Raw genomic sequence first — 23,109 nt, 5'->3', positions numbered from 1 at the left:
GCAGGCCTGCCCGGCGTACCGGCTCTACGGGTAGAGGCCGCGCATGCGGTGGGCCTCGGCGACCCGGCCGACGCCGATGACGTGCGCCGCCTCGCGGAGGGTGAGGTCGCGTTCGGCGGCCACCGACTTGACCTCGCCGTACGCGCTCTCCATCATGTCGCGGAGCTTGCGCTCGATCTGGCTCTCGCTCCAGGAGCAGGCCTGGATGTTCTGCACCCACTCCAGGTACGACACGATCACGCCGCCCGCGTTGGCCAGGATGTCAGGCACGATCGTGGTGCCGTTGGCGGCCAGGACGCGGTCGGCCTCCGGCGTGGTGGGCCCGTTGGCGCCCTCCACGATCAGGCGGGCGCGTATCCGGGGCGCGTTCGCCTCGGTGATGGCGCCCTCCAGCGCGGCCGGGACCAGCACGTCCACGTCCAGCTCCAGCAGCTCGTCCAGGCCGAGCGCGTCGGCGTCGCGATAGCCGCGCACCTGCCCGGACTCGGCGACCCAGGCCCGCAGCCCGGCGACGTCGAGGCCGTCGGGCGCGTACACCGCCCCGGTCACGTCGGAGACCGCGACGACCTTGCAGCCCGCGTCGGCGAGGTACTGGGCGGCTCCCGCGCCCACCTTGCCGAAGCCCTGCACCGCCACCGTCACGCCCTCGGGCGAGCGGCCGAGCGCGGACAGGGCGGCGATCTGCACGCCGCGCGAGGTGGCGCCGGCCCGGCCCAGCGAGCCGCCGAGCGGCATCGGCTTGCCGGTGACGACGCCGGGCACCGCGTAGCCGGCGTTGACGCTGTAGGTGTCCATGATCCAGGCCATGGTCTGCTCGTCGGTGCCGACGTCAGGGGCCGGGATGTCCTTGTCCGGGCCGATCAGCGGCAGGATCTCGTTGACGTAGCGGCGGGTGAGCCGCTCCAGCTCGCGGGTGGTGTATCCGGCGGGGTCGACGGCCACGCCGCCCTTGGCGCCGCCGTACGGGATGCCGACCAGCGCGCACTTCCACGTCATCCACATGGCGAGCGCGGTGACCTCGTGGATGTCGGTGGCCGGATGGAAGCGGATGCCGCCCTTGGCGGGGCCGCGCGAGACGTTGTGCTGGACCCGGAAGCCCTGGACGACGTCCATGCTGCCGTCTTCGCGCCGGACCGGCACCGCGACGGTCAGCGACCGGCGGGGCGTGGCGAGCATCGCGCGGAGCCCGTCGTCGAGCCCCAGCCGCTCGGCTGCGCTGCCGAGTTGGAAGTGAGCGGATTCGAGGGCCTCCTGGCCCGCGCTGATCTGTGCCGGCGTCATTGACGGCACCATGACACTCATGGAAGAGCTTCCTCCTGTTATGTACGCCCGTTACCGGGTAAGGCGCCGTTGCCTATAACCCATTTGGGCGTTCTTGTACGGATCATCCTAGAGCGGGGGGAATATGTAATGTGTGATCTCCTTGCGATCCAAGCCGCTGATCCAGATGCTTGGAAGGTGCCACTCTGGCAGGCTTGTGGCCCGGAGTGCGCCGAACTGTCGAAGTGGAGGGTGTGATGCCCGAACTGGTGGTCGGGCCGATGCTGCGGTACGTCGATTCTGCCAGCGCTTCGATTTTCGTGGAGACCGACGAGCCGTGCACGGTCCACATCGAGGCCGCAGGCGGCTCGTACGAGTCGGAAACCTTCACCGTCCACGACCATCACTACGCGATCGTCGACATAACGGAGCTTTCCCAGAATGTCGGCTCCTATGCCGTCACTCTCGACGGTGAGCGGGTGTGGCCGCTGGAAGGCCGTCCGCCCAGCCGGATCCGGCTCATCCCGCCCGACGGGCCCGCGCGGCTGATGTTCGGCTCCTGCCGCACGACCGCGCCGCACGACACGGCGCACCTCCTCACCCACGGGTACGACGTGCTGCGGTCCTACGGCTGCCATCTGGCCGAGGCCGGTGACGAGGAGTGGCCCGACCTGCTTTTGCTCCTGGGCGACCAGGTCTACGCCGACAACCCGTCGCCGGAGATGCTCGACTACATCCACGCGCGCCGCGACACCGAGCCGAAGAACGAGATCGCCGACTTCGAGGAGTACGCGGAGCTCTACCGCAGGGCGTGGACCGACCCGGACATCCGGTGGCTGCTGTCGACCGTGCCCAGCGCGATGATCTTCGACGACCACGACCTGCGCGACGACTGGAACACCTCGAAGACCTGGCGCGAGCAGATGGCCGAGACCGGCTGGTGGAGCCGACGGGTGGTCGCCGGGCTCGGCGCCTACTGGGTCTACCAGCACCTCGGCAACCTGTCCCCGCAGGAGCGGGCCGCCGACCCGCTGCTGCGCAAGCTGCTCGACGGCGGCGGCGACGGGGCGGCCGAGCTGGACGCGTTCGCCTCGCAGGCCGACGCCGAGCCGAGCAGCAACCGGTGGAGCTACTCCCGCGACCTCGGCCACGCCCGGCTCATCATGATCGACACCAGATGCGCCAGGCAGCTCACCCCGGGCGACCGCCGCATGCTCGACCCGAGCGAGTGGGCCTGGCTGGAGGAGGAGCTCGCCAAGCCCGCCGAGCGGCTGATCATCGGCTCGTCCATCCCGTTCCTGCTCCCCGAGGGCGTGCACGGGGTGCAGAACTGGAACGAAGCCCTCTGCGACGGCGCCTGGGGCCGGCCGGTGGCGCGCGTGTCCGAGTCCTTCCGCCAGGCCGTCGACCTCGAACACTGGGCGGCCTTCCGGCGCTCGTTCGAGGACCTGTCGAAGCTGCTGGCCGCGCTGGGCAAGCCGGTGCTCATCCTCTCCGGCGACGTGCACTACTCCTACGTCGCCAAGGCCCGCACCGGCCCGATCTACCAGATCGTCTGCTCGCCCATCCGCAACCCGCTCAGCCGCCTGCTGCGCTGGGCCAACGTGCTGACCCAGTTCGGCGTCGCCACGCTGATCGGCGGCCTGCTGGCCCGCTCGGCCCGGCTGCCGCGGCCGCCCTTCCGGTGGCGGATCGTCAAGGGGCCGTGGTTCCAGAACGCGGTCGCCACGCTCACCTTCCCGGGCTCCGAGGCCACCTGGTACGAATCCACGGGCGACGACGTACGGAAGATCGCCACGTTACGGCTGGAGTGAGCCGCCGAGTCCGCGCGCCCGCGGGCGCGCGGACTCGGCGGGTCAGCGCAGGGAGTCGACCGTCTCGGCGAGCCGGTCGAGCGCCCAGAGGAGGTCCTCCTCCGAGATGACGATCGGCGGCGCGAGCCGGATCGTCGACCCGTGCGTGTCCTTGGCCAGCACGCCGCGCGCCATCAGCGCCTCCGACACCTGGCGGCCGGTGGCGAGCGACGGGTCGATGTCGACGCCCGCCCACAGGCCGCGCCCGCGCACCGTCACCACGCCGTGGCCGACCAGCTCGCGCAGCCGCGCGTGCATGATCCCGCCCAGCTCGGCCGCCCTGGCCTGGAACTCGCCGGTGCGGAGGATCTCCACGACCGCGCTGCCGACCGCGCAGGCGAGCGGGTTGCCGCCGAACGTGGACCCGTGCTGACCCGGCTTGATCACGCCGAGCACGTCCTCGTCCGCGGCGATCGCCGACACCGGCACCACGCCGCCGCCGAGCGCCTTGCCCAGGACGTAGATGTCGGGCACGACGCCCTCGTGGTCGCAGGCGAAGGTCCTGCCGGTGCGGCCCAGGCCCGACTGGATCTCGTCGGCGATCATCAGCACGTTCTGCTCGGTGCAGATCTCCCGCACCTGGGTGAGGTAGCCGTCCGGCGGCACCAGCACCCCGGCCTCGCCCTGGATCGGCTCGACGAGCACCGCGACCGTGTCGTCGTCGATGGCCGAGCGGATCGCGTCGGCGGACCCGTACTTCACGATCGTGAAGCCCGGGGTGTAGGGGCCGAAGTCGTCGCGGGCGTCCGGGTCGGTGGAGAAGCTGACGATCGTGGTGGTGCGGCCGTGGAAGTTGTCCTCCATCACCACGATGTTGGCCTTGTCGCGCTCGACGCCCTTGACCAGGTAGCCCCACTTGCGGGCGACCTTGATCGCGGTCTCCACGGCCTCGGCGCCGGTGTTCATCGGCAGGATCATGTCCTTGCCGGTGAGGTCGGCCAGCCCGGCGCAGAACCGGGCGAACTGGTCGTGGTAGAAGGCCCGGCTGGTCAGGGTCAGGTTCCTCAGCTGCTCCTGGGCCGCCGCGAGGATCTTCTCGTTGCCGTGGCCGAAGTTGAGCGAGGAGTAGCCGGACAGGAAGTCGAGATAGCGCCTGCCCTCGACGTCGGTCACCCAGGCGCCGTGCGCCTCGTGGAGGACCACGGGCAGCGGATGGTAGTTGTGCGCGCTGCGGCGCTCGCTTACTTCGATCAGCTCCGCGCTGGTGGTCATGTCAGTTCTCCCCCCTGATCTCGAGTGTGCAGCACTTGGGGCCGCCACCCGCCTTGCGCAACTCCGACAGATCGACCGGAACCACCTCGTACCCACGTCGCTTCAGCTCTAGCTGGAGATCGCCCGCCTCGGCGTTGATCACCACGTTGACGCCGTCGCTGACCGCGTTGAGCCCGAGCACGGCGGCGTCGTCGGCGGTGGCGAGCACCGCGTCGGGGAACAGCCTGCGCAGCACCTCCCGGCTGCCTTCGGAGAACGCGCCGGGGTAGTAGGCGACGTTGCGGCCGTCGAGCGGGAACAGCGCCGTGTCGAGGTGGTAGAAACGCGGGTCCACCAGCCGCAACGAGATCACCGGACGGCCCAGGAACTCCTGGGCCTCGTGGTGCGCGGCGACCCGGGTGCGGAAGCCGGTGCCGGCCAGGACGATCTCGTCCATGGTGAGGAAGTCGCCCTCGCCCTCGTTCACGTGCTCCGGCTCCAGCGTCGGGTAGCCGCGCTCGGCGAACCAGCGCAGGTAGGCCGGTCCCTCGGCGGCCCGCTGCGGGAACGCGAACCGGGCGCCGTACACGCGGCCGCCGACCACCAGCGCGCCGTTGGCCGCGAACACCATGTCGGGCAGGCCCTCGATCGGCTCGATCAGGCTCACCTCGTGCCCGAGGCTCTCGTACGCGGCTTTGAGGCCCTCCCACTGCCGGATCGCCACGGCGCGGTCGGCGCCCGCCGCGGGATCCATCCACGGATTGATCGCGTACTCGACCGCGAAGTGCTCCGGCGGGCACATGAGAAAGCGTCTGGGCATGCAGACTCCGTCGTCTTCGTCAGAGTGTTTCCCCATGTCAGGGGTCGAGCACAGCCTAAGAACGCCCCTCACGCGGCGGAAGAGGGCGGGATTGCGCGCGTGTGAAGTTCTGTTGCGAGTATCAGCCGGGGACGTGTGATCCGTTGCGCGCGTCCGGCAACGTGGTGCCGGGAGGGCTGTCGACCAGCCTCGACAGCACGATCGCGCTCTTCGTCCGCACCACGAACGGCTCCGCGGCGATGCGCTCGATCACCCGCTCCACGTGGCGCACGTCCGTCGCCCTGATGTGCAGCAGCGCGTCGGCCTCGCCGGTGATCGTGGCCGCGCCCACCACCTCCGGATAGCGGGCCACGGCCAGCGCGATGTCGGACGGTTTGGTCTTGCCCTGGCAGAACAGCTCGACGTACGCCTCGGTGGTCCAGCCCAGCGCGGCCGGCGCGACCATGGCGCTGAAGCCGGTGATCGCGCCGCTCTCGCGCAGCCGGTCGACCCGCCGCTTGACCGCCGACGCGCTCAGGCCGACTTCCTGCCCGATCTCGGCGTAGGTCTGCCGGGCGTCCTCGACGAGCGCGGCGATGATGTCACGGTCCAGCCGATCCAGTTCCACGGGCTCTGTATATCGCCAACGTCGTGTGGCGCGCGACGATCGAACCGGGGCAAACTGGCCCCTTCGATGAGGCATGGCACGGGGAGTGGGCAAGTGATGAGCAGAGGGACGTTCCCTGATCGTTTCGTGTGGGGCGTGTCGACCTCCGCGTACCAGATCGAGGGCGCGAACGCGGAAGACGGCCGGGGGCCCTCCATCTGGGACGCGTTCTCCGACTCGCAGGCCGCCTGCGACCACTACCACCGCTACCCCGACGACGTGCGGCTGATGAAGGATCTGGGCGTGGCCGCCTACCGGTTCTCGGTGAGCTGGCCGCGGGTCCTGCCCGAGGGCTCGGGCCGGGTGAACACGGCCGGGCTCGACTTCTACGAGCGGCTGGTCGACGAGCTCCTCTCGGCCGGCGTCACCCCGTACGCGACCCTCTACCACTGGGACCTGCCGCAGGCGCTGGAGGACCGGGGCGGCTGGCCGGAGCGCGACACCGCGCTCCACTTCGCCGACTACGCCCGGGTCGTGCACGAGCGGCTGGGCGACCGGGTGCACACCTGGTTCACGCTGAACGAGCCGTGGGTGGCCGCCTTCCTCGGCTACGGCGCCGGGGTGCACGCGCCCGGCCGGAAGTCGGCCGCCGACGCCTTCCGCGCCGCCCACCACATGCTGCTCGGGCACGGGCTGGCCGCCTCGGCGCTGCGCTCGGCCGGCGCGGCCAGGGTCGGCGCGGTGCTCAACTTCGCGCCCGTGATGACCCCCGGCCAGGTCACCGACCCGGCCAGGGAGCTGTCGGAGGAGGACGCCGACGCGGTCGCCAGGATCGACGAGCTGGTGCACGGGCAGTTCCTGGAGCCGATGCTGCGCGGACGCTACCCCGAGCGGCTGCTGAACGTCGTGGAGTCCGCCGCCGGGCTCGGTCACGTCCGCGACGGCGACCTGGCCGTCATCGCCCAGCCGCTCGACATGCTCGGCGTCAACTACTACGCGCCCAGCGTGGTGCGCGCCCAGCCGGGCGAGCCCGCCGACCCCGTCTACCCGGGCAGCGACGGCGTCCTGTTCTGCACCGTGCCGACCGCGGTGACCGCGATGGGCTGGCCGATCGTGCCCGGCGCGCTGACGGTGCTGCTGCGCCGGCTGTCCCGGGAGTACCCCGACCAGGAGCTGATGATCACCGAGAACGGGGCCGACTTCGTCGACACCGTGACCGCCGACGGCATCCACGACGTCGACCGCGTCAGCTTCGTCGAAGAGCACCTGCGGGCCCTGCTCGCCGCCCTCGACGAGGGCGCCAAGGTCCGCGGCTACCTGCTGTGGTCGCTGCTCGACTGTCTCGAATGGGCCGACGGCTACCAGCGCAAGTTCGGCATCGTGCACGTCGACTTCGCCACCCAGCGGCGCCGCCTGAAGGACAGCGCCCTGTGGTACCGCGACGTGGTGCGCCGCAACGGGCTCGGCGACGGCCGGCCCAAGCGGCCCACCCTGGAGACCGTCGCCGCCCGGGCCAAGGTCTCCAGGGCCACCGTGTCCCGCGTCGTCAACGGCGACGCCGCGGTCAGCCCCGAGGTCCGCGAGAACGTCCTGCGGGCCGTCAAGGAACTGGGCTACGTGCCCAACGCCGCCGCCCGCAGCCTCGCCACCCGCCGCACCGACACGGTCGCGCTCGTCCTGTCCATCCCGCGCCCCGACGACGCGCTCACCGCCGCCGTCGTCCAGTACGTGACCAGCGTCCTGGAAGGTGCGGGCAAGCAGATCACGCTCATGCTCGCCGACACCTCCGAGAGCCACCGGCGCATCGTCCGGCACGTCGAGGCCGGGCTGTCCGACGGGGTGGTGCTGCTCCCGACGGACGGGGCCGACCCGCTCGCCGAGCGGCTCGCCCGCACCGACGTGCCGCTCGTCCTGCTCGGCCGGCCGGCGATCAGCTCGCTCGTGCCGTACGTGGACGCCGACAACACGGGGGGCGCCGCCGCGGCCACCGAGCACCTGCTGCGGCAGGGGCGCAGGCACATCGGCCTCGTCTGCGGCCCCACCCACCTGGTCGCCGTCCAGGACCGCATGGCCGGGCACCGCGACACGCTCCAGCGGGCCGGACGGCTGCCGCACGTCGCGCTGGCCGGCGACACGGCCGAGTCCGGCGCGGCGGCCCTCACCCGGCTGCTGTCCGACGAGCGCCGCCTGGACGCCGTCCTCGCGACCTCCGACCACCTGGCGATCGGCGTGCTCCGGGCTGCTGCCGAGGCCGGGCGGCGGGTGCCGGACGACCTGGCGGTGGTGGGCTTCGGCGACATCGAGGCGGCCGCGTACACCACCCCCGCGCTGACCACCGTACGGGCGCCCGCCTCCGACCAGGCCATGGCCCTGGCCCGGCTGATGCTCTCCCGCCTGGAAGGCCGCCACGCCACCCCGGTGGTGCTCCCCGCCAGGCTGGTGACACGCTCCAGCGGCTGACCGGCACGGAGGGACGGTCCGGGAGGGCGTGGGGCGGTTAGCATCGAGGGACAGTGTCGTCCGGAGGGTCGTCTGGAGGCCCGATGCGCCTGTCACGCCGCCGTCCCACGCAGCCCGACGAGCCCGCGCAGGTCATCCGCGTGGCGCCCGCGGTCGCGTACGACGGAGACCTCTACCACCTGCCCGACTGGACGACGCGCCGCGACGCCGAGCGCGAGCTGGGGCGGCGGCACGCCGCCGACGGCCAGATCGACACGCTCACCCTGCAGACCGGCAGCGTGCCCCGCTTCCACGAGCTGGAGGACGAGCGGCTCGGCGAGCTGGCCCGCATCGAGGACCTCACCGAGCGGGAGCTGCGGCAGGCGCGCGCCGCGCTCGAAGGGCAGAAGATCAGGCTCGCCGAGTCGCAGCGCGCCTTCGCCGCCGCCCGCGCGGCGCTCGACGACACCCGGCCGCGGGTCGCCGAGCTGGAACAGCCCAGCCGCCGCCCCGGCGATGGCCGCCCCAGCTCGATCGCGATCTCCGGCAGCCGGTGGCCCGTCGTGCGCCGCTGGCTGCCCGCCGCGCTGCTGCTGCTCCTGCTGGTGATCGTCGAGGTGCCGATCCTCTACCAGGTGATCCTCGACTGGGGCGACAGCGTCGCGATGACCGCGCTGCTCGCCGCGGGCGCCGCTCTCATCATGCTGGTCGCGCCGCACATGTACGGGCGCGCGTTCCGGTCCTGGCAGGAGCACGGCGGCTCGGCCAAGGGGCGCTGGCTGCTGATCGGCGTGGCGCTGGTGTGGCTGGGCTTCATCGTGGCGGTGGCCGTGCTCCGGCGCGACGCGCTGGTCCGGCCGCTGGTCGTGGACGGGGAGGAGATCGGGCCCACCGCCGAGGGGGCCGGCACGCTGCCCACCATGGTGCTGCTGCTGGCCCTGCTGATCGCCACCGCCCTCATCGCCGCCGACCTGGGCCGGCGCATGCACAACCCGAACGACCGGACGCTGCGGGAGCTGCGCGCCAAACTGGACGCCGAGTCCAGGGCGTTCGCGACCGCGCAGGGCGTCTACCAGCAGGACGCCGGATACGCCGAGAGCATCGCCCAGTACGTGGAGTCGGTCGACCGGCGGCTGGCCGGCCGGACCCGGCAGCTCGACCGCGGCTTCGACAGCCTGGCCACCGCCTACCTGGGCGGGGTGGTGGAAGGGTTACGGGACCCGGAGGCGGCGAGCTGGGCCGAACGGATCGTGGCCAGGCGCCGTGCGGCGCCCGGCCGGTGATCCCCTTAGGTGGTGGAGAAGGTGAACCAGTTGACGTTCACGAAGTCGGCGGGCTGGCCGCTGCTGAACGTCAGGTAGACGGTGTGCGTCCCGGTCGTCGGCGTGATGTTGGCCGGGACCGTGCGCCAGCTCTGCCAGCCGCCGGTGTTCCCGATCGCGAAGTCGCCGATCGGCGGCGCCGTCGGGCTGCCCAGCCTGACCTGGACGAGCCCGCTCACACCGGCGCCCGCCCCGGAGGCCACCCTGGCCTTGAACTGCTGGGCCGCCGTCGAGCCGAACCGGACGTTGTCGAAGCGGAGCCAGTCGCCGTTGCGGATGGCGCCGACGTTCTGCCCGCCGCCGGAGTCCGTGGTGGTCTCCGTGATGGTGCCCGACTGGGCGCTGTAGCCCTCGGCCTGGATGGTGGAGCGCGCGTCGAACCCGTCACCCGGGGGGTCGGTCGGCGGGTCCGTCGGCTGGGTGCCGGTGCCGCTCTGCCACACGGCCACGTAGTCGACCAGCATCGGCCGGCCGGACACGGTCGCGGCGGTCGGCGTGCCGAAGCCCGCCACGCCGTTCGGGAAGGCGCCGCCCATGGCCACGTTCAGCAGCAGGAAGTAGCCGGCGTGACCGGTCATGTTGTTCCACGTGGTGGCGTCGAGCTGCGACTGGCTCACACTGAAGAACTGCTGGCCGTCCACGTACCAGCGCAGCTGGTTGGGGCTGACGCTGCGGTCCCACTCGAAGCGGTAGGTGTGGAAGGACGACTGGCAGGTCGAGCCGGGGCAGGCGCGGCTGCCGCCGATGCCCTGGGTCTCGTTGCACGGGCCGCCGGGGTTGACGCCGCAGTGGAGCACGGCCCAGACGGTGTTGAGGCCGTTGACGTTCTCCATGATGTCGAACTCGCCGATGGCCGGCCAGTTCCAGTAGTTGCCCCGGTAGGGGGAGCCGAGCGCCCAGAACGCGGGCCAGTAGCCGAGCGCGGCGTCCCCGGTGACGTTCGGCATCTGGATGCGGCCCTCGATGCGCAGGATGCGCCCGTCGGCGGGCTTGAAGTCGGAGCGCCGGGTCTCGATGCGGCCGGAGGTCCACTCGCCGTTCGAGCCGCGCAGCGGTGTGATGCGCAGGTTGCCGGAGCCGTCGAGGCTCAGGTTGGCGGGGTTGGACGTGTAGTTCTGGATCTCTCCGGTGCCCCAGTTGCCGGGGCCGCCGGGGTAGCCGTGGCCGGTGTCGATGATCCAGTTGCTGGACGAGGGCAGCGAGCCCGACGAGCCGTTGAAGTCGTCGGCCCAGACCAGCGACCAGCCGGACGGGGTGGCCGGGACGGAGGCGGCGGCGCTCGTGGCCACCTGGACGAGCAGGCCGCCGACGGCGGCCAGCGCCACGGCGGCGGCCGCTATGCGGCGGCGCACCCTGGACGGTGGTGATGTCATCACTGCTCCTGGGGGGAAGGGAGGCGGAGTGAAGAGAGCGCTCTCACGCCGAACGAAAACACAGTTCCTTACCTGTTGTCAACAATCGTCACCGCAGGCGTTGCAGGAAGGTGAACAGTCCGGCATGCTGTGAGAGAGCGCTCTCCCTACAGGAGGTCGGCGGCCGTCGTGCCGGCCGCCTTGAACGCCTCTGCCCAGAACGCCTCCAGCAGCGGGAACCGGTCCGGGTTCGCCGTCCGCTCCCGCAGGAACCCGTGCACCGTCACCGCGTACCCGCCCAAGGCGGGCAGCAGGCCGGCCCGCCGCAGCTCCTCGACCTTCCGCTTCCGCGCCGCTTCGCCCAGATCCAGGCGGTTGATGTTCAGTTCGCCGCGGTTGTTGCTCAGATCGCTGAACACGATGAGCCGGTGCTCCTTGTCCGGCTGCCGCCGCGCGGTCATCTGCTTCACCATGTACCGCAGCGCGCCCAGCACGTCCGAGCCCTCGCCCTCCGCGGGGCAGTCGAACAGCCGCACCGCCCGGGGCACCACCTCTTTGATCCGGTGCGTCCTCACCCGGTCCTCGACGACCGGGTTGTCGTTCGGGTTCTCGGCGCGGGTGGCGGCCACGGTGACCGGGTCCTCCCGGCACGAACTGCTCTCCGACGCGCCGGTGACGGCGGCGAACCCCACCCAGTCGCACCCCTGGGCGAACTCGGGCAGCTTCGAGGTCACGTCCTCACGGGACGTGGCGGGCTCCGCGTAGCTCGTGGAGTCCACCACCACCCCGCACACCGCCCCCGCGTCCGTCCCGCACCCCGCCACACCACCGGCCACCAGCGCCGCGACGCCGAGCACGGCCACCCCTCTGCTCCCTAACCCGGCCAACGCCGCTCCTCTCCGTCGCCGTCACGTGGTGTGCTGGGCGATGCGGCGCTCGGGTCGCCGAACGCCTCCCGCCATGGATAGGTCCGCCGCTGCCCTCTGGCACGGTCCTGTCCGGTTGGGGTGCTTGTTGCAGTGGTGTCTTGTGTGGGTGGGGTGTGTGGTTCGGCGGCGCGGTCGTGTGCCGGTGGGGTGCGGTTGGTGTGGTCCTGCTTGGGCGATGTGCGTGTCTCGGTGGCGCGGCCCGGTCCGGGATGGACGTCGGTTTCGGCGTCCTGGTGTGGTTCCTGCGGGCCGTCGTCGGCTGGCTCGCCGACGTCGCTGTCCGTACGAGGGGAGCCGGGCCCGGTGCTGACCGGCCTGTCGGCGGAAGCCTCGGAGTCGTCCTCGTCATGCCCCGGATGCTCATCGTCCGCTGGCGAAGGCGTGAGGGCGTCGGTCTCGCGGGTCTCCACCGCCTCACCTGGTACGTAAGCGGTCTCGTGCAGGGGATCCGGGGAGGGGCGGGCGGCTTGCGGCGGTGACGGAGCCATGCCGGAGGTACCTGCCGGGGGATACGTGACCTCTGCAGGGGCCGTTGCCGTACGTAAGGAAGAGACGGCTTCTGGAAGAGACGTGGGGGATCGGTCCATCGTGGGCCGGGCGGCTGGCGGCGGGGATGTGGTGGCGGTTGGATCCAGCGCGGGGTGGGTGCTCTCCGGCGGGGAGACGGTGGAGGCCGTTTCGGGTCGGGCGGCTGGCGGCGGGGATGGGGTGGCAGTGGGGTCCACCGCGGGATGAGTCTCCGGCGAGGAGACAGTGGCGGCCGTCTCGGGTCGGGCGGCTCGCGGCGGAGATGGGGTGGCGGTGGGATCCAGTGCGGGGTGGGTGGTCTCCAGCGGGGAGACGGCGAGGGCCGTTTCGGGTCGGGTGGCTTGGGATGTGGTCGCGGTGGGATCCGCCGGGAGATGAGTGGTCTCCGGAGGGGAGACGGTAGGGGGCGTTTCCGGTCGGGTGGTTTGGGACGGGGATGTGGTGGGGGTCGGGTCCGCCGGGGGTTGGGTGGTCTCCTCCGGAGATGTGGTGGGGGTGGGGGTCGGGTCCGCCAGGGCTTGGGTGGTCTCCGGTGGGGATGCGGTTGGGGTGGGGTCCGCTGGGGGTTGGGTGGTCTCCCCCGGGGATGCGGTGGGGGTGGGGGCCTTGGTGGGTTCGGTGGCCTGCGGCTGAGATGTGGGGGCGGTGGAGTCCGTCAGGGAGTGGGGGGTTTTCGGTGGAGATGGGGTGGTGGGGGAGTGGTCTGCTGGAGGTTGGGGGGACTGTGTGCGGCGGGGTGGTTCGAGCGGGAGGAGGCGGAGGGCTGGGGGCAGTCCGTGGGGGAGGACCTTGGTGTGCCAGTCCGCTACCCGGGCTTCCACCTCGTGGAGGATCCGGCCTAGCTCGTCGCGTCCCGAGATGTCGAGCCGGGTCTCGCCGGTGGGTTCCATGGCGATGACCTCGCCCTGCCAGAGCGGCGGGATCTCCTCCCGGCGCGGGTGGGTCTCCATGACGCCGCTCCGGTAGGCGGCGATGATCTGCTCGGCCCGCGCGTGCACGGCCTCCACCTCGTGGTCGTGCTCGACCAGGGCGTTCTCCCACTCCTGCGCGTACTGGCCGATGCGGGCGCCGGCGCGCTGCACGCTCTCCTGGCTCTCCCGCACCGCCTCCCGCCGCCGCGCCTCACCCCGCCTCCATCGGGCCTCGGCGATGGAGATGAACGCGTCCTCCTCGTAGGGAGCCGCCGGGTGCCCGCCGCGATCACCGTACGATCCCGCCGCACGTGCCCCTGAGCCACCGTACGGTCCTGCTGCGCGTGCCCCTGAGTCACCGTACGGTCCCACGGAATCGGGGTCTGGCGGATCGCCGTACGATCCCGGCGGGTCAGGTGAAGACCCAGGCTCTGGCGGATCGCCGTACCGTCCCGCCGGTTCAGGTGAAGGCCTGGAATCTGGCGGATTGCCGTACGGTCCTGCGGAATCGGGTGAAGGCCTAGAACCTGGCGGATATGGATCAGCGGGTGGGCCGGGGTGGCCGTTGGGTGGGGGCTGGGGGAGGAGGTCGGTGCGGCTGAGTTCCAGGAGGATCGCTTCCCGGGCGGCCAGGGACTGGTCCAGTAACTCGCCGCGCCGGGCGGCCAGCCGGCGGCCGGCGTCGGCGATCTGCTCGCGGGCGCGGGCCCGTACCTCGGCGACGAACGGGGGCCGGCTCTCGGGGTCGGTGAAGGTCGTCAGCGGGTGTCGCCGGGCGTCGCGCATGCCCTGCCGGCGCGCCTCCGCACGCTCGGCCAGCGGGTCGCCCCGCTTGAACAGCCGCGACAAGAACGCCATCCGGCTCCTCCGGCTCAGAGTCCCTGAGTCCCCAGCCTAAACGCTCCCCTCGCGGAAGCCGGGGTGCCGGAGGAAACGCGAAAGGCGGGGCCGTGAGGGCGGCCCCGCCTTTCGCGTAGGGGAGATCAGGCTTTCTCGGCCTCGCCGGCGGCCTGCTCCAGCGCGTCCTCGGGGGACTGCTCCAGGTCCTGCTCGGCGTCGGCGGCCGCCTGGGCCGACGCCTTGTCCAGGCGGACCCAGCTCGTCACGCTCTCGACGGCGAACAGCACGAACAGGTAGGCCGTCAGCACCGCCAGCACCGGCGTGACCAGGCCGAACGCCGCGCCCGCGCCGATGATGAGCAGCCGCAGCTCCCAGCCGAGTCCGGCGTAAAACACCCAGGCCGGCGGCCAGATGCTCTGCCGGGTCCGGTAGACGGTGTCGTAGGTGTGGTAGCCGACCACGTACACCAGCACGAACAGCAGCCACTTCGGCGCCCCCGCCGCGAGGCCGACCACGATCATGGCGAGGAACTCGGCGGCGCGCAGCAGCGGCGGCGTGAGCCAGTCGAAGCGGCCCAGGTGGTCGCGCGGCGCGGTCGGCAGCACCAGCAGCAGCACGATCAGCGACGGCAGCAGCATCGTGAAGCCCGGCTGGACCAGGCCGGTCACCGTGACGGCGATGACGGCCAGCAGCGCGGCCAGCGTGGCGGGGACCGGCGGCAGGCCCTTGCCGAGCCTGCCCGACAGCACGTGGACGAGGGGACCGTCGTCGCGGTAGGCGAGCAGGCGGGCGGTCTGGATGCGCCGGCGCTCCTCGTCGGGGTCCGGCGTGGGGGTTGCGGCGGCCTGCGGCTGGGTGATCATGCGAGCGACCTCATGAGGCGTCCGGTGAGAGTGTAAACGGCGGCGACGGAGCCCCAGATCACCAGCGTGAGGAAGGTAATGCGGGCGTCGAAGAGCGCAGCGGTGATCGCGATGGCCGCGAACCGCTCGCCGATGGGGAACACGATCATTTTACGCGCCCAGTGGACCGCGCGGTACTTGCCGGCCTTGGACCACATCTTGAGCATGCGCTTGACGCCACTGCTCTGCTCGACCTTGCGGCGCTCCAGGGCCTGGCGCAGGTCACGGTCGTCGCGGGCGTCGAGCGCCAGCGTGGGCAGCTTGGCCGGGGGCTTGCGGCGGTTGGAGATGCCGAAGGAGAAGTCGAGCAGGTGGCGCACGGACTGCAGGCCGATGGCGGCCAGCGCGAAGATCCAGATGTCGTCGCCGCCGTTGCCCGCCACGACCCAGCCCACGGCCAGTCCGGCGAAGACGACGTACTCCTTGAACCGGTCGAACGTGGCGTCGAGCCAGGCCCCCAGCACCCCGAACTTGCGGGCGTAGCGGGCGACCTGGCCGTCGACGCAGTCGAACACGAAGGCGAAGTAGATCAGAAGCCCGCCGGCGATCATCCACGGCCGCTGGCCGGTGGCGAAGCAGGCGGCGGCGGCCACGCCGAGGGCGATCGAGATGAGCGTGACCTGGTTGGGCGTCAGCCCCCGCCGGGCCGCCCAGCGGGCGATGAACCGGGAGTAGGTCGAGACGAAGTAGGTGGTGAAGAAGCCGTCGGCGCCCTTGACCGCGTTGTTGAGCCTGGCGCGGTCCTCGTCGAAGCCGGACATCTCGACGGCGGCCTCGTTGGCCTGCTCCTGGGAAGTGACGCGGCGGTAGAACAGGTCGCGGCGGCCCCGGATGCCGACCGACACGCCCTTGCGCACCAGACCGAAGGCGATGATCTGGACCAGGTCGTCGTCGTCGCCGAAGGCGGACGCCATCGCGGCCAGCTCGCGGCAGGTCTCGGCGAGCATCGGCGCGTTGCGCGCGCTGATGTACATCGGGCCGAGCAGCACGGCGTTGGGCCTGGTCACCAGGTGGGTGGCGGTGCCGACCGAGATGACCCTGGTCTTGCCGATGCGGGAGCGGACCGGCAGGCCCTCCACCTCGTTCATGCCGATCTCGGGCTCGGCCTCCGCTATCGGGACGTTACCGTTGAGCTGGTCGTCCTCTGTCTCCTCGCCCTCCTCTTCCGCCACCGGGCGCGGCTCCTTGGCGACGAGGACCAGCGCGCCGCGCTTGGTCTTGTTGATCTGGTAGATCAGCTCGTCGTGGATGACCGAGTTCTCCGGGATGATGAACAGGGGCTCGGTCGCGGACTCCGCGACCTCCGCCAGTGCGCGCAGGGCGGCGGCCACGTCGCCGGAGCCGATCGTGGCGGGCGTCGGGTCCATGGTGAGGACCTGGTTGCGCAGTCGCTCCGCGACGGTGGGATTGCCGGGAAGTGCGGCGAGCCTCAAGCCGGTCGGAGCGGTGTCGGGGCCGGGTGAAGAGCCCAGCAGGACCACGCGGGTCATGACTACCTTTCGGCGGTAACGGAGGGGTGAACAGTGGGCAATGCGGAACAGGCGTCAAAGTCTAGTGACGGTTGCGGAAAGGCGTGTCACACCGCCATGGGAGTAGCACGAAGTGTCGTCACTTTGATACGACCGTAGGATGGCCGGGTGAGTCTCTATCGTGACGAGGGCGTGGTCCTGCGCACGCAGAAGCTCGGCGAGGCCGATCGCATCGTCACGGTTCTGGCCAAGCGCACCGGCAAGATCCGGGCCGTCGCCAAGGGGGTGCGCCGCACCACCTCGCGCTTCGGGGCGAGGCTGGAGCCGTTCACCCACGTCGACCTCCAGCTCCACACCGGCCGCACGCTCGACGTCGTCACCCAGGCGGAGACGATCAGGCCGTACGGCGAGGCGCTGGCGAGCGACTACCCGCGCTACACCGCCGGCACCGCGATGCTGGAGACCGCCGACCGGCTGACCCACGGCGAGAAGGAGCCGGCCCTGCGGCAGTTCCTGCTGCTGGTGGGCGGGCTGCGCACGCTCGGCGAGGGCGATCACGAACCCCGGCTGGTGCTCGACGCCTATTTCCTGCGCTCGCTGGCCGTCGCCGGATACGCGCCCGCGCTGGAGGCGTGCGCCAAGTGCCGGGCGCCCGCGATCAGGGCGTTCGCCATCGTGGCGGGCGGCGTGGTGTGCGGGGCGTGCCGGCCCGCCGGCGCGGCGGTGCCCGCCGGTGAGACGATCGGCCTGATGACGGCGCTGCTGCGCGGCGACTGGGCGACGGCCGACGCGTCCGAGCAGCGACACCGCAGCGAGTGCAGCGGCCTGGTCGCCGCCTATCTGCAATGGCACCTCGAACACGGGATACGCTCGCTCCGCCACGTAGAAAGGGAGCCCGTTTGAACGTCCGCCCGCCGACACCCCATCCGTCCGGCGCGACCCCGCCGCCGATCCCGCGTGAGCTGGTGCCCCGCCACGTGGCCATCGTCATGGACGGCAACGGCCGGTGGGCCAAGGCCCGCGGGCTGCCCCGCACCGAGGGGCACAAAGCGGGGGAGTCGTCGCTGTTCGACGTCATCGAGGGCGCTCTGGAGCTGGGCATCCCCTACCTGAGCGCCTACGCGTTCTCGACGGAGAACTGGAAGCGCTCGCCCGACGAGGTGCGCTTCCTCATGGGCTTCAACCGCGACGTGATCCGCCGCCGCCGCGACGAGCTGCACGCGATGGGCGTGCGGGTGCGCTGGGCGGGCAGGCCGGGCCGGCTGTGGAAGAGCGTGATCTCCGAGCTGCAGTCCGCCGAGGAGATGACCCGGGCCAACCGCAAGCTGACGCTGCAGTTCTGCGTCAACTACGGCGGCCAGGCCGAGATCGTCGACGCGGCACTCAGGCTGGCCGACGACCTCCAGGCGGGCCGGGTCAAGCGGTCCAAGGTCGACGAGAAGGTCTTCGCCCGCTATCTCGACGAGCCCGAGATCCCGGCCGTCGACCTGTTCGTGCGCTCGTCGGGCGAGCAGCGCTTCTCCAACTTCCTGCTGTGGCAGTCGGCCTACGCGGAGATGGTCTTCCTCGACCGGCTCTGGCCCGACTTCGACCGCAGGGATCTGTGGGAGGCGTGCGAGATCTACGCCAAGCGCGACCGGCGTTACGGCGGAGCTCTGCCCAACCCGGTCTAACCGGTCCCCGAGCGGGGAACTTTTCCCGCATGCGGCGACTCGCCTGGCAAACCGCGCTGATCATCGCGGCCTACTACGTGGTGCCCCTGCAGGAGGACCAGCCCGGCTGGGTGCAGGCCCTGCGGGTGGGCTGCGTGCTCGCCGGTCTCGCGCTGGTGGGCTGGAGCGTCGCCAGGGAGGTCGCGAAGCAGGCGGCCGGCGACGAGGGCGGACTGACCCCGGCCGGGCTGGCTCTGATCACCGTGGCGGGCGTGGTGCTGTTCGCGCTCGCCGACTACAACGTGGCCTACTGGCGACAGGGCGAGTTCGTGGGCCTGGAGACCAGGACCGACGCGCTCTACTTCGCGGTCTCCACGCTGACCACCGTCGGGTTCGGCGACGTGCACGCGCAGGGTCAGGTGGCCAGGGGGCTGGTGCTGGTGCAGATGGCGTTCAACATCATCGTGCTGGCCACCGCCGCGACCCTGGTGGCCGGCAAGATCAAGGCGGGTCAGGCGCGGCGGCGGGCGCGGTAGGCGGCGACGTGCATGCGGTTGCCGCAGGTGCGGCTGTCACAGTAGACGCGGCTGCGGTTGCGCGACTCGTCGACGAAGACGTGCTCGCAGTCGGGCGCCGCGCAGGTGCGGAGCCGCTCCCACTCGTCCTCCACCAGCAGGTGGGCCAGGGCGACGCCGCAGTCGGCGGCCAGGTGCTCGGCCAGCGTGGCGTCCGGGGCGAAGTAGTGGACGTGCAGCGGATGGCCGTCGTGCTCGGTCAGGCGCGGCGTTATGCGCGTCTCGGAGAGCAGCCCGTTGAGCAGGCGCACCGCCGTCGGCTGGTCGGCCGCGGTGAAGACGCGGTAGAACGCCTCCCGTATCATCCGGACCTGGCCCAGATCACGCGCGGTGAGCCCGCCCAGACCGCTGACCTGCCGCCCCTCGACGAAGGACTGCAGCTCGGTCAGAGTGGCGAGCCGGTCTTCGCCGCCCGTCGACGGGGAGGTGTTGACGAGCTCGACGACGGTGCCCAGGGAATGCTGCATGTCATGGCCAAAGGGCATGTTGACTCCTGTCGGGGCCGGTTCTAGCGTGGTCGCAGCGTATCTCTCCCACGGGGGGCCTGGGATTTCCGATGAGTTCACACCGCCGTATCGTGCTGATCGCGATCGCAGGCGCTCTGATCATTTCCACCTCCGGGCCGCTCGTCCGGCTCGCCGACGTGGCGCCGGCGACCTCGGCGATCTTCCGGTGCGCGTACGCGATCCCGCCTCTGATCGTGCTCGCCACGCTGGAACGGCGCCGGCGCGGGCCGTTCAGGGGCAGGCCCCGCCTGCTGGCCTGGGTCGCGGGCCTGATGTTCGCGCTCGACCTGTTGTTCTGGCACCACTCGATCGCGTACGTGGGCGCCGGGCTGGCCACCGTGCTGGGCAACCTCCAGGTGTTCATCGTGGCGTTCGCCGCCTGGGCGATCTTCCGTGAGCGGCCGTCGCGCGCCCTGATGGCGGCCACCCCGGTGGTGTTCGGCGGCGTCGTGCTGATCTCCGGCGTGTTCGACCGGGCCGCGTACGGCGTCGACCCGGTGCTCGGGGTGGTCACCGGCGTCGCCACGTCGCTCTCGTACGCGGCCTTCCTGCTGCTCATGAAGAGCGCGTCCGACCGCTCGGCGGCGCCGCTCGCGCACGCCACCGTCGTGGCCACGCTCGCCATGACGGCGCTCAGCCCGGTCTTCGGCGGCGCCGACCTCACCGTCAGCTGGCCCGAGCACGGCTGGCTGCTGGTGCTCGCGCTCGGGCCGCAGGTGCTCGGCTGGTCGCTCATCACGTACTCGCTGCCCCGCCAGCCCGCCGCGCTGACCGCGCTGCTGCTGCTCGTCCAGCCGATGACGACGGTCGGCCTGTCGGCGGCCGTGCTCGGCGAGCGTCCGTCGGCGCTGCAGCTCGCGGGCTGCGCGGTGGTCGTGCTGGGCGTGCTGTGGGGGTCACGTCGCGATCAGCCCGCCTCCGGCGGCTTGGAGCAGGACGAGCAGGTGCCGAAGACCTCGACGGTGTGAGTGATCTCGGTGAAGCCGTGCTCGGCGCCGATGGTCTCGGCCCAGCGCTCCACGGCGGGGCCCGCCACCTCGACGGTGTGGCCGCAGCGGCGGCAGACCAGATGGTGGTGGTGCTCGCCGGTGGCGCACGCGCGGTAGACCGACTCGCCTTCGTCGTTGCGCAGCACGTCGACCTTGCCGTGGTCGGCCAGCGTCTGCAGCGCGCGGTAGACCGTGGTCAGCCCGATCTTCGCGCCGTGCTGGCGCATCTCCGTATAGACGTCCTGGGCGCTGCGGAACCCCTCGCTCTGACGCAGGGTTTCGTGGACGGCCTGCCGCCTGGAGGTCATCTGACCTCCTTGACGCGGACGCTGCCTGCCTGCTGGCTCACGTTCGACTCCTGGGATCGGCCTTGACGTACGAATCTACCGACACCGAGGGCCAGGACGAAGCCGGCCAGGGCGAGAAGGACGATGGCCGCCCCCGGCGGCACCCGCGTGGAGGCGGTCGAGGCGAGGAGCCCGCCCACCGACGCCACCACGCCGAACACCATGGCCAGCAGCATCGTCGTGCGGAATCCTCTGGTGAGCTGCTGGCTGGTCGCCACCGGGATCACCATGAGCGCGCTGACCAGCAGCAGGCCGACCACCCGCATGGCGATGACCACGGTCAGCGCGGCCGTGACCGCGACCAGCACGCTGAGGAAGCGCACCGGCAGCCCGCTGGCCCTGGCCATCTCCTCGTCCTGGCAGAGCACGAACAGCTCCCTGCCGAAGACCGTGACCACCCCGAGCACCAGCACGGCCAGGCCGCCGATGACCCAGATGTCCTCGGTCGTGACGCTGGCGATGGCGCCGAACAGGTAGGAGTTGAGCTTGGCGTTGCTGCCGCCGGGCGCGATGCCCATGAGCATGACGCCGCCCGCGATGCCGCCGTAGAACAGCAGCGCCAGCGCCACGTCGCCGCTCGTGCGGCCGCGCGCCCTGACCAGCTCGATGGCGAGGGCCCCCGCGATCGCCACCACGACGGCCGTCAGCACCGGGGCGGTGCCGGTCAGGAAGCCGAGCGCGACGCCGGTCAGCGCCACGTGGCCGATGCCGTCGCCGAGCAGGGCCAGCCTGCGCTGCACGATGAACGTGCCCACGGCGGGCGCGCAGAGCCCCACCAGCAGGGCGGCGATCAGCGCGAGCTGGAAGAACTGCTTGTCGAGCAGGCTCAGGTCGATCATGGTTCTCCCTGCCAGCCGCGGAGCGGGCCCGCGGCGGCTTCGGCGGCGTGCGGGTGCACGTGCTCGTGACCCGGTCTGGCGCAGTCGCCCTCCGGCTCGGGGGGCGGCCCGTCATGGGCGATGCGGCCCTCCCGGACCACCACGCCGCGCGTGATGAGCGGCTCCAGCGGGCCCAGCTCGTGCGCGACCAGGACGATGGTCTTCCCGGCGGACACCAGGCGGGCGAGCGTGTCGGCGAGCAGCCGCTGGGTCCCGGCGTCGACGCCGGCGGTCGGCTCGTCCATCACGTAGGTGTCGGGCTCCCCGGCCAGCGCGCGGGCGATGAGCACCCGCTGCTGCTGACCTCCGGACAGGGCCTGCGCCGAGTCGCCGGCCCGGTCGGCCAGCCCCACCGCATCCAGGGCGCGGGCCACGGCCTCCCGGTCCTCCTGACGGTAGGGGCTCAGCCTGCGCCGCCGGGCGACCCGGCCGGAGGTGACGACCTCCCGTACGGTGGCGGGCACGCCGCCGCCGATCGCCAGGCGCTGCGGCACGTAGCCGATGCGCCACCAGTGGCGGAAACGCGCGGGCGGTGAGCCGTAGAGCAGGGTCGTGCCGCCGGACAGCGGCGTGAGCCCGAGCAGCGCGCGCACGAGCGTCGACTTGCCCGAGCCGTTGGCGCCCATGATGGCCACGACCTCGCCCTCGCGGACGGTCAGGTCGACGCCTGCCAGCACAGGCCGGCCGTCGAGCGCGACCCGCCCGCCGGTCATCGCGAACGCGGTCTCGCTCATGTGGTGCACCCCAGGGCCGTCTGCAATGTCCTCAGATTGTCGCGCATCGCGGACGCGTAATCGCCGGAAGGCGCGCTCTCCAGCGGGTCGAGCACCGCGGTCTTCGCGCCGACCTCGCCGGCCAGCACCTCGGCCACCTTGGGGCTGACCAGCGCCTCGGTGAAGATCGTGGTCACCTTCTCGCGCTTGGCCAGCTCGGCCACCTCGGCCAGCCGGGCGGGCGAGGGCTCGGACTCGGGGTCGAGCGTGATGCCCACCTGCTCCAGCTTGTAGCGGTCGGCCAGATAGCCGAACGCCTCGTGCGCGGTGACCATCGTGCGCGTCGAGCAGGTGGCCAGGCCCTGGCTGAACTCCTCGTCCAGCGCGGTGAGCGAGGCGGCGGTCTTGGCGGCGCGGTCCTTGAACGCCTGCGCGTGCGCGGGGTCGGCGGCGGCCAGCCGCTCGCCCAGCTCCGTGGCGACGGCGGCGAACCTGGACGGGTCGAGCCACAGGTGCGGATCGTAGGAGACCTCGTGGTCGTGGGCCTCCTCGCCTTCCTCGTGCTCGTGCTCGTCGTGCCCGCCCGCCGGGATCGTCCGGACGGCGGTGGCGGCGTCGAACGCCGTGTCGGGCGTGACGGCCTCGTCCACGGCGGGCTGGACGCCCTTGATGTAGACGGTGAGCGCCGCGTCCTCCAGCTGGGCCATCTGGTGGGCGCCCAGCTCCATGTCGTGCGGCTCGACACCGGGAGTGGTCAGGCTCGACACCTGGACGTCGGAGCCGCCGACCTGCTCGGTGATCCACTGCAGCGGATAGAAGGCGGCGACCACCTGCGGAGTGTCTCCGGTGGCCGCGCCGGTCCCGGCGTCGGCGCCGCACGCGGTCGTGGCCAGCAACGTCGCGCCCGCGAGCGCCCCAGCGACCCGCATACGGGAATGTCCTGACATCATGTGAGTCAGTATGCCGGGAAATGAAAATGGTTGTCAAAATCGATGGCTTGGGATGCCGGACGGCGGCTGGGGGCCAGGCCTTCCGCACGGCATCCCG

General features: G+C 71.7%; 21 protein-coding genes. 8 read left to right on the top strand and 13 right to left on the bottom strand.

All coding sequences use genetic code 11. The features are described 5' to 3' along the window. Nucleotides 1–24 precede the first annotated feature (24 nt). Nucleotides 25–1,281 carry a Glu/Leu/Phe/Val dehydrogenase gene (locus tag FR742_RS26175; protein WP_315970631.1) on the bottom strand — a complete coding sequence of 419 codons (1,257 nt, stop codon included), beginning with the start codon at nt 1,279–1,281 and terminating at the stop codon, nt 25–27. Between the two features lie 236 nt (nt 1,282–1,517). Here FR742_RS26175 and FR742_RS26170 point away from each other — a divergent pair, with 236 nt between their 5' ends. Continuing rightward, nucleotides 1,518–3,074: an alkaline phosphatase D family protein gene (locus tag FR742_RS26170; protein ID WP_148033393.1), complete on the top strand. Its 1,557-nt coding sequence runs from the start codon at nt 1,518–1,520 to the stop codon at nt 3,072–3,074. A gap of 42 nt (nt 3,075–3,116) precedes the next feature. Here the strand turns inward: FR742_RS26170 and rocD are convergent, their stop codons facing one another. The 3 genes from rocD to FR742_RS26155 all read right to left on the bottom strand — a co-directional run bounded on the left by rocD (nt 3,117) and on the right by FR742_RS26155 (nt 5,731). Then, nucleotides 3,117–4,325, bottom strand: coding sequence for an ornithine--oxo-acid transaminase (gene rocD, locus FR742_RS26165; RefSeq protein ID WP_148033392.1), 1,209 nt, complete (start codon nt 4,323–4,325; stop codon nt 3,117–3,119). Between the two features lies 1 nt (nt 4,326). Then, a complete protein-coding gene (ddaH, locus tag FR742_RS26160) occupies nt 4,327–5,124 on the bottom strand; it encodes a dimethylargininase (protein WP_148033391.1) in 798 nt (265 codons plus the stop codon). A 121-nt stretch (nt 5,125–5,245) separates the two neighbouring features. After that, nucleotides 5,246–5,731 (bottom strand): Lrp/AsnC family transcriptional regulator, encoded by a 486-nt coding sequence (locus FR742_RS26155; RefSeq protein ID WP_148033390.1) that lies wholly within the window; start codon nt 5,729–5,731, stop codon nt 5,246–5,248. A gap of 96 nt (nt 5,732–5,827) precedes the next feature. Here FR742_RS26155 and FR742_RS46420 point away from each other — a divergent pair, with 96 nt between their 5' ends. After that, entirely contained in the window at nt 5,828–8,170 is a 2,343-nt protein-coding gene (locus FR742_RS46420; protein ID WP_148033389.1) for a GH1 family beta-glucosidase, read from the top strand. An 83-nt stretch (nt 8,171–8,253) separates the two neighbouring features. After that, a complete protein-coding gene (locus tag FR742_RS26145; RefSeq protein WP_148033388.1) occupies nt 8,254–9,432 on the top strand; it encodes a hypothetical protein in 1,179 nt (392 codons plus the stop codon). A gap of 5 nt (nt 9,433–9,437) precedes the next feature. Here the strand turns inward: FR742_RS26145 and FR742_RS26140 are convergent, their stop codons facing one another. Continuing rightward, nucleotides 9,438–10,844: a glycoside hydrolase family 16 protein gene (locus FR742_RS26140; RefSeq protein WP_148033387.1), complete on the bottom strand. Its 1,407-nt coding sequence runs from the start codon at nt 10,842–10,844 to the stop codon at nt 9,438–9,440. Nucleotides 10,845–10,990: 146 nt separating this feature from the next. Beyond that, nucleotides 10,991–11,710 (bottom strand): vWA domain-containing protein, encoded by a 720-nt coding sequence (locus FR742_RS26135; protein WP_148033386.1) that lies wholly within the window; start codon nt 11,708–11,710, stop codon nt 10,991–10,993. 1,542 nt (nt 11,711–13,252) lie between these two features. On the opposite strand from FR742_RS26135, the gene FR742_RS26130 reads away from it, so the two are divergent. Then, nucleotides 13,253–13,456 carry a hypothetical protein gene (locus tag FR742_RS26130; protein ID WP_148033385.1) on the top strand — a complete coding sequence of 68 codons (204 nt, stop codon included), beginning with the start codon at nt 13,253–13,255 and terminating at the stop codon, nt 13,454–13,456. Between the two features lie 718 nt (nt 13,457–14,174). Here the strand turns inward: FR742_RS26130 and FR742_RS26125 are convergent. Beyond that, nucleotides 14,175–14,894: a DUF5941 domain-containing protein gene (locus tag FR742_RS26125; protein ID WP_148033384.1), complete on the bottom strand. Its 720-nt coding sequence runs from the start codon at nt 14,892–14,894 to the stop codon at nt 14,175–14,177. Further along, nucleotides 14,891–16,423 (bottom strand): CDP-alcohol phosphatidyltransferase family protein, encoded by a 1,533-nt coding sequence (locus FR742_RS26120; protein ID WP_148033383.1) that lies wholly within the window; start codon nt 16,421–16,423, stop codon nt 14,891–14,893. The genes FR742_RS26125 and FR742_RS26120 overlap by 4 nt, the downstream gene beginning before the upstream one ends. Nucleotides 16,424–16,570: 147 nt before the next feature. Here FR742_RS26120 and recO point away from each other — a divergent pair, with 147 nt between their 5' ends. Genes recO through FR742_RS26105 form a run of 3 tightly spaced genes read left to right on the top strand, consistent with a single transcriptional unit; the run spans nt 16,571 to nt 18,590 of the window. Next, the gene (gene recO / locus FR742_RS26115) at nt 16,571–17,305 is read left to right on the top strand and encodes a DNA repair protein RecO (protein WP_148033382.1); all 735 of its coding nucleotides are present in this window, start codon (nt 16,571–16,573) and stop codon (nt 17,303–17,305) included. Continuing rightward, nucleotides 17,302–18,075 carry an isoprenyl transferase gene (locus tag FR742_RS26110; RefSeq protein ID WP_148033381.1) on the top strand — a complete coding sequence of 258 codons (774 nt, stop codon included), beginning with the start codon at nt 17,302–17,304 and terminating at the stop codon, nt 18,073–18,075. The genes recO and FR742_RS26110 overlap by 4 nt, the downstream gene beginning before the upstream one ends. A 29-nt stretch (nt 18,076–18,104) precedes the next feature. Further along, complete coding sequence (locus tag FR742_RS26105) at nt 18,105–18,590, top strand: potassium channel family protein (RefSeq protein WP_148033380.1); 486 nt, start codon at nt 18,105–18,107, stop codon at nt 18,588–18,590. Here FR742_RS26105 and FR742_RS26100 read toward each other — a convergent pair. Next, a complete protein-coding gene (locus FR742_RS26100; protein WP_148033379.1) occupies nt 18,566–19,114 on the bottom strand; it encodes a CGNR zinc finger domain-containing protein in 549 nt (182 codons plus the stop codon). The genes FR742_RS26105 and FR742_RS26100 overlap by 25 nt on opposite strands. A gap of 71 nt (nt 19,115–19,185) precedes the next feature. Between FR742_RS26100 and FR742_RS26095 the strand changes: the two genes are divergently transcribed. Next, complete coding sequence (locus FR742_RS26095; RefSeq protein WP_148033378.1) at nt 19,186–20,103, top strand: DMT family transporter; 918 nt, start codon at nt 19,186–19,188, stop codon at nt 20,101–20,103. On the opposite strand, the gene FR742_RS26090 is transcribed toward FR742_RS26095, so the two are convergent. From FR742_RS26090 to FR742_RS26075, 4 genes are read right to left on the bottom strand one after another with little or no spacing between them, the layout of a single operon-like run. After that, entirely contained in the window at nt 20,043–20,432 is a 390-nt protein-coding gene (locus FR742_RS26090; RefSeq protein ID WP_148033377.1) for a Fur family transcriptional regulator, read from the bottom strand. The two genes, FR742_RS26095 and FR742_RS26090, sit on opposite strands and share 61 nt — an antisense overlap. Continuing rightward, nucleotides 20,429–21,310 carry a metal ABC transporter permease gene (locus FR742_RS26085; protein ID WP_148033376.1) on the bottom strand — a complete coding sequence of 294 codons (882 nt, stop codon included), beginning with the start codon at nt 21,308–21,310 and terminating at the stop codon, nt 20,429–20,431. Before FR742_RS26085 ends, FR742_RS26090 begins: the two co-directional genes overlap by 4 nt. Then, on the bottom strand, nt 21,307–22,083 hold the full coding sequence (locus FR742_RS26080; protein WP_148033375.1) for a metal ABC transporter ATP-binding protein: 777 nt from the start codon (nt 22,081–22,083) through the stop codon (nt 21,307–21,309). Before FR742_RS26080 ends, FR742_RS26085 begins: the two co-directional genes overlap by 4 nt. Continuing rightward, nucleotides 22,080–22,991, bottom strand: a complete 912-nt coding sequence (locus FR742_RS26075) for a metal ABC transporter substrate-binding protein (RefSeq protein ID WP_261808748.1) — start codon at nt 22,989–22,991, stop codon at nt 22,080–22,082. Before FR742_RS26075 ends, FR742_RS26080 begins: the two co-directional genes overlap by 4 nt. Between the last annotated feature and the right edge of the window lie 118 nt (nt 22,992–23,109).

The organism is Nonomuraea sp. C10, from assembly GCF_008017515.1.
Taxonomy (GTDB): Bacteria; Actinomycetota; Actinomycetes; order Streptosporangiales; family Streptosporangiaceae; genus Nonomuraea; species Nonomuraea ferruginea.
This window is presented reverse-complemented; position numbering and strand designations above follow the sequence as displayed.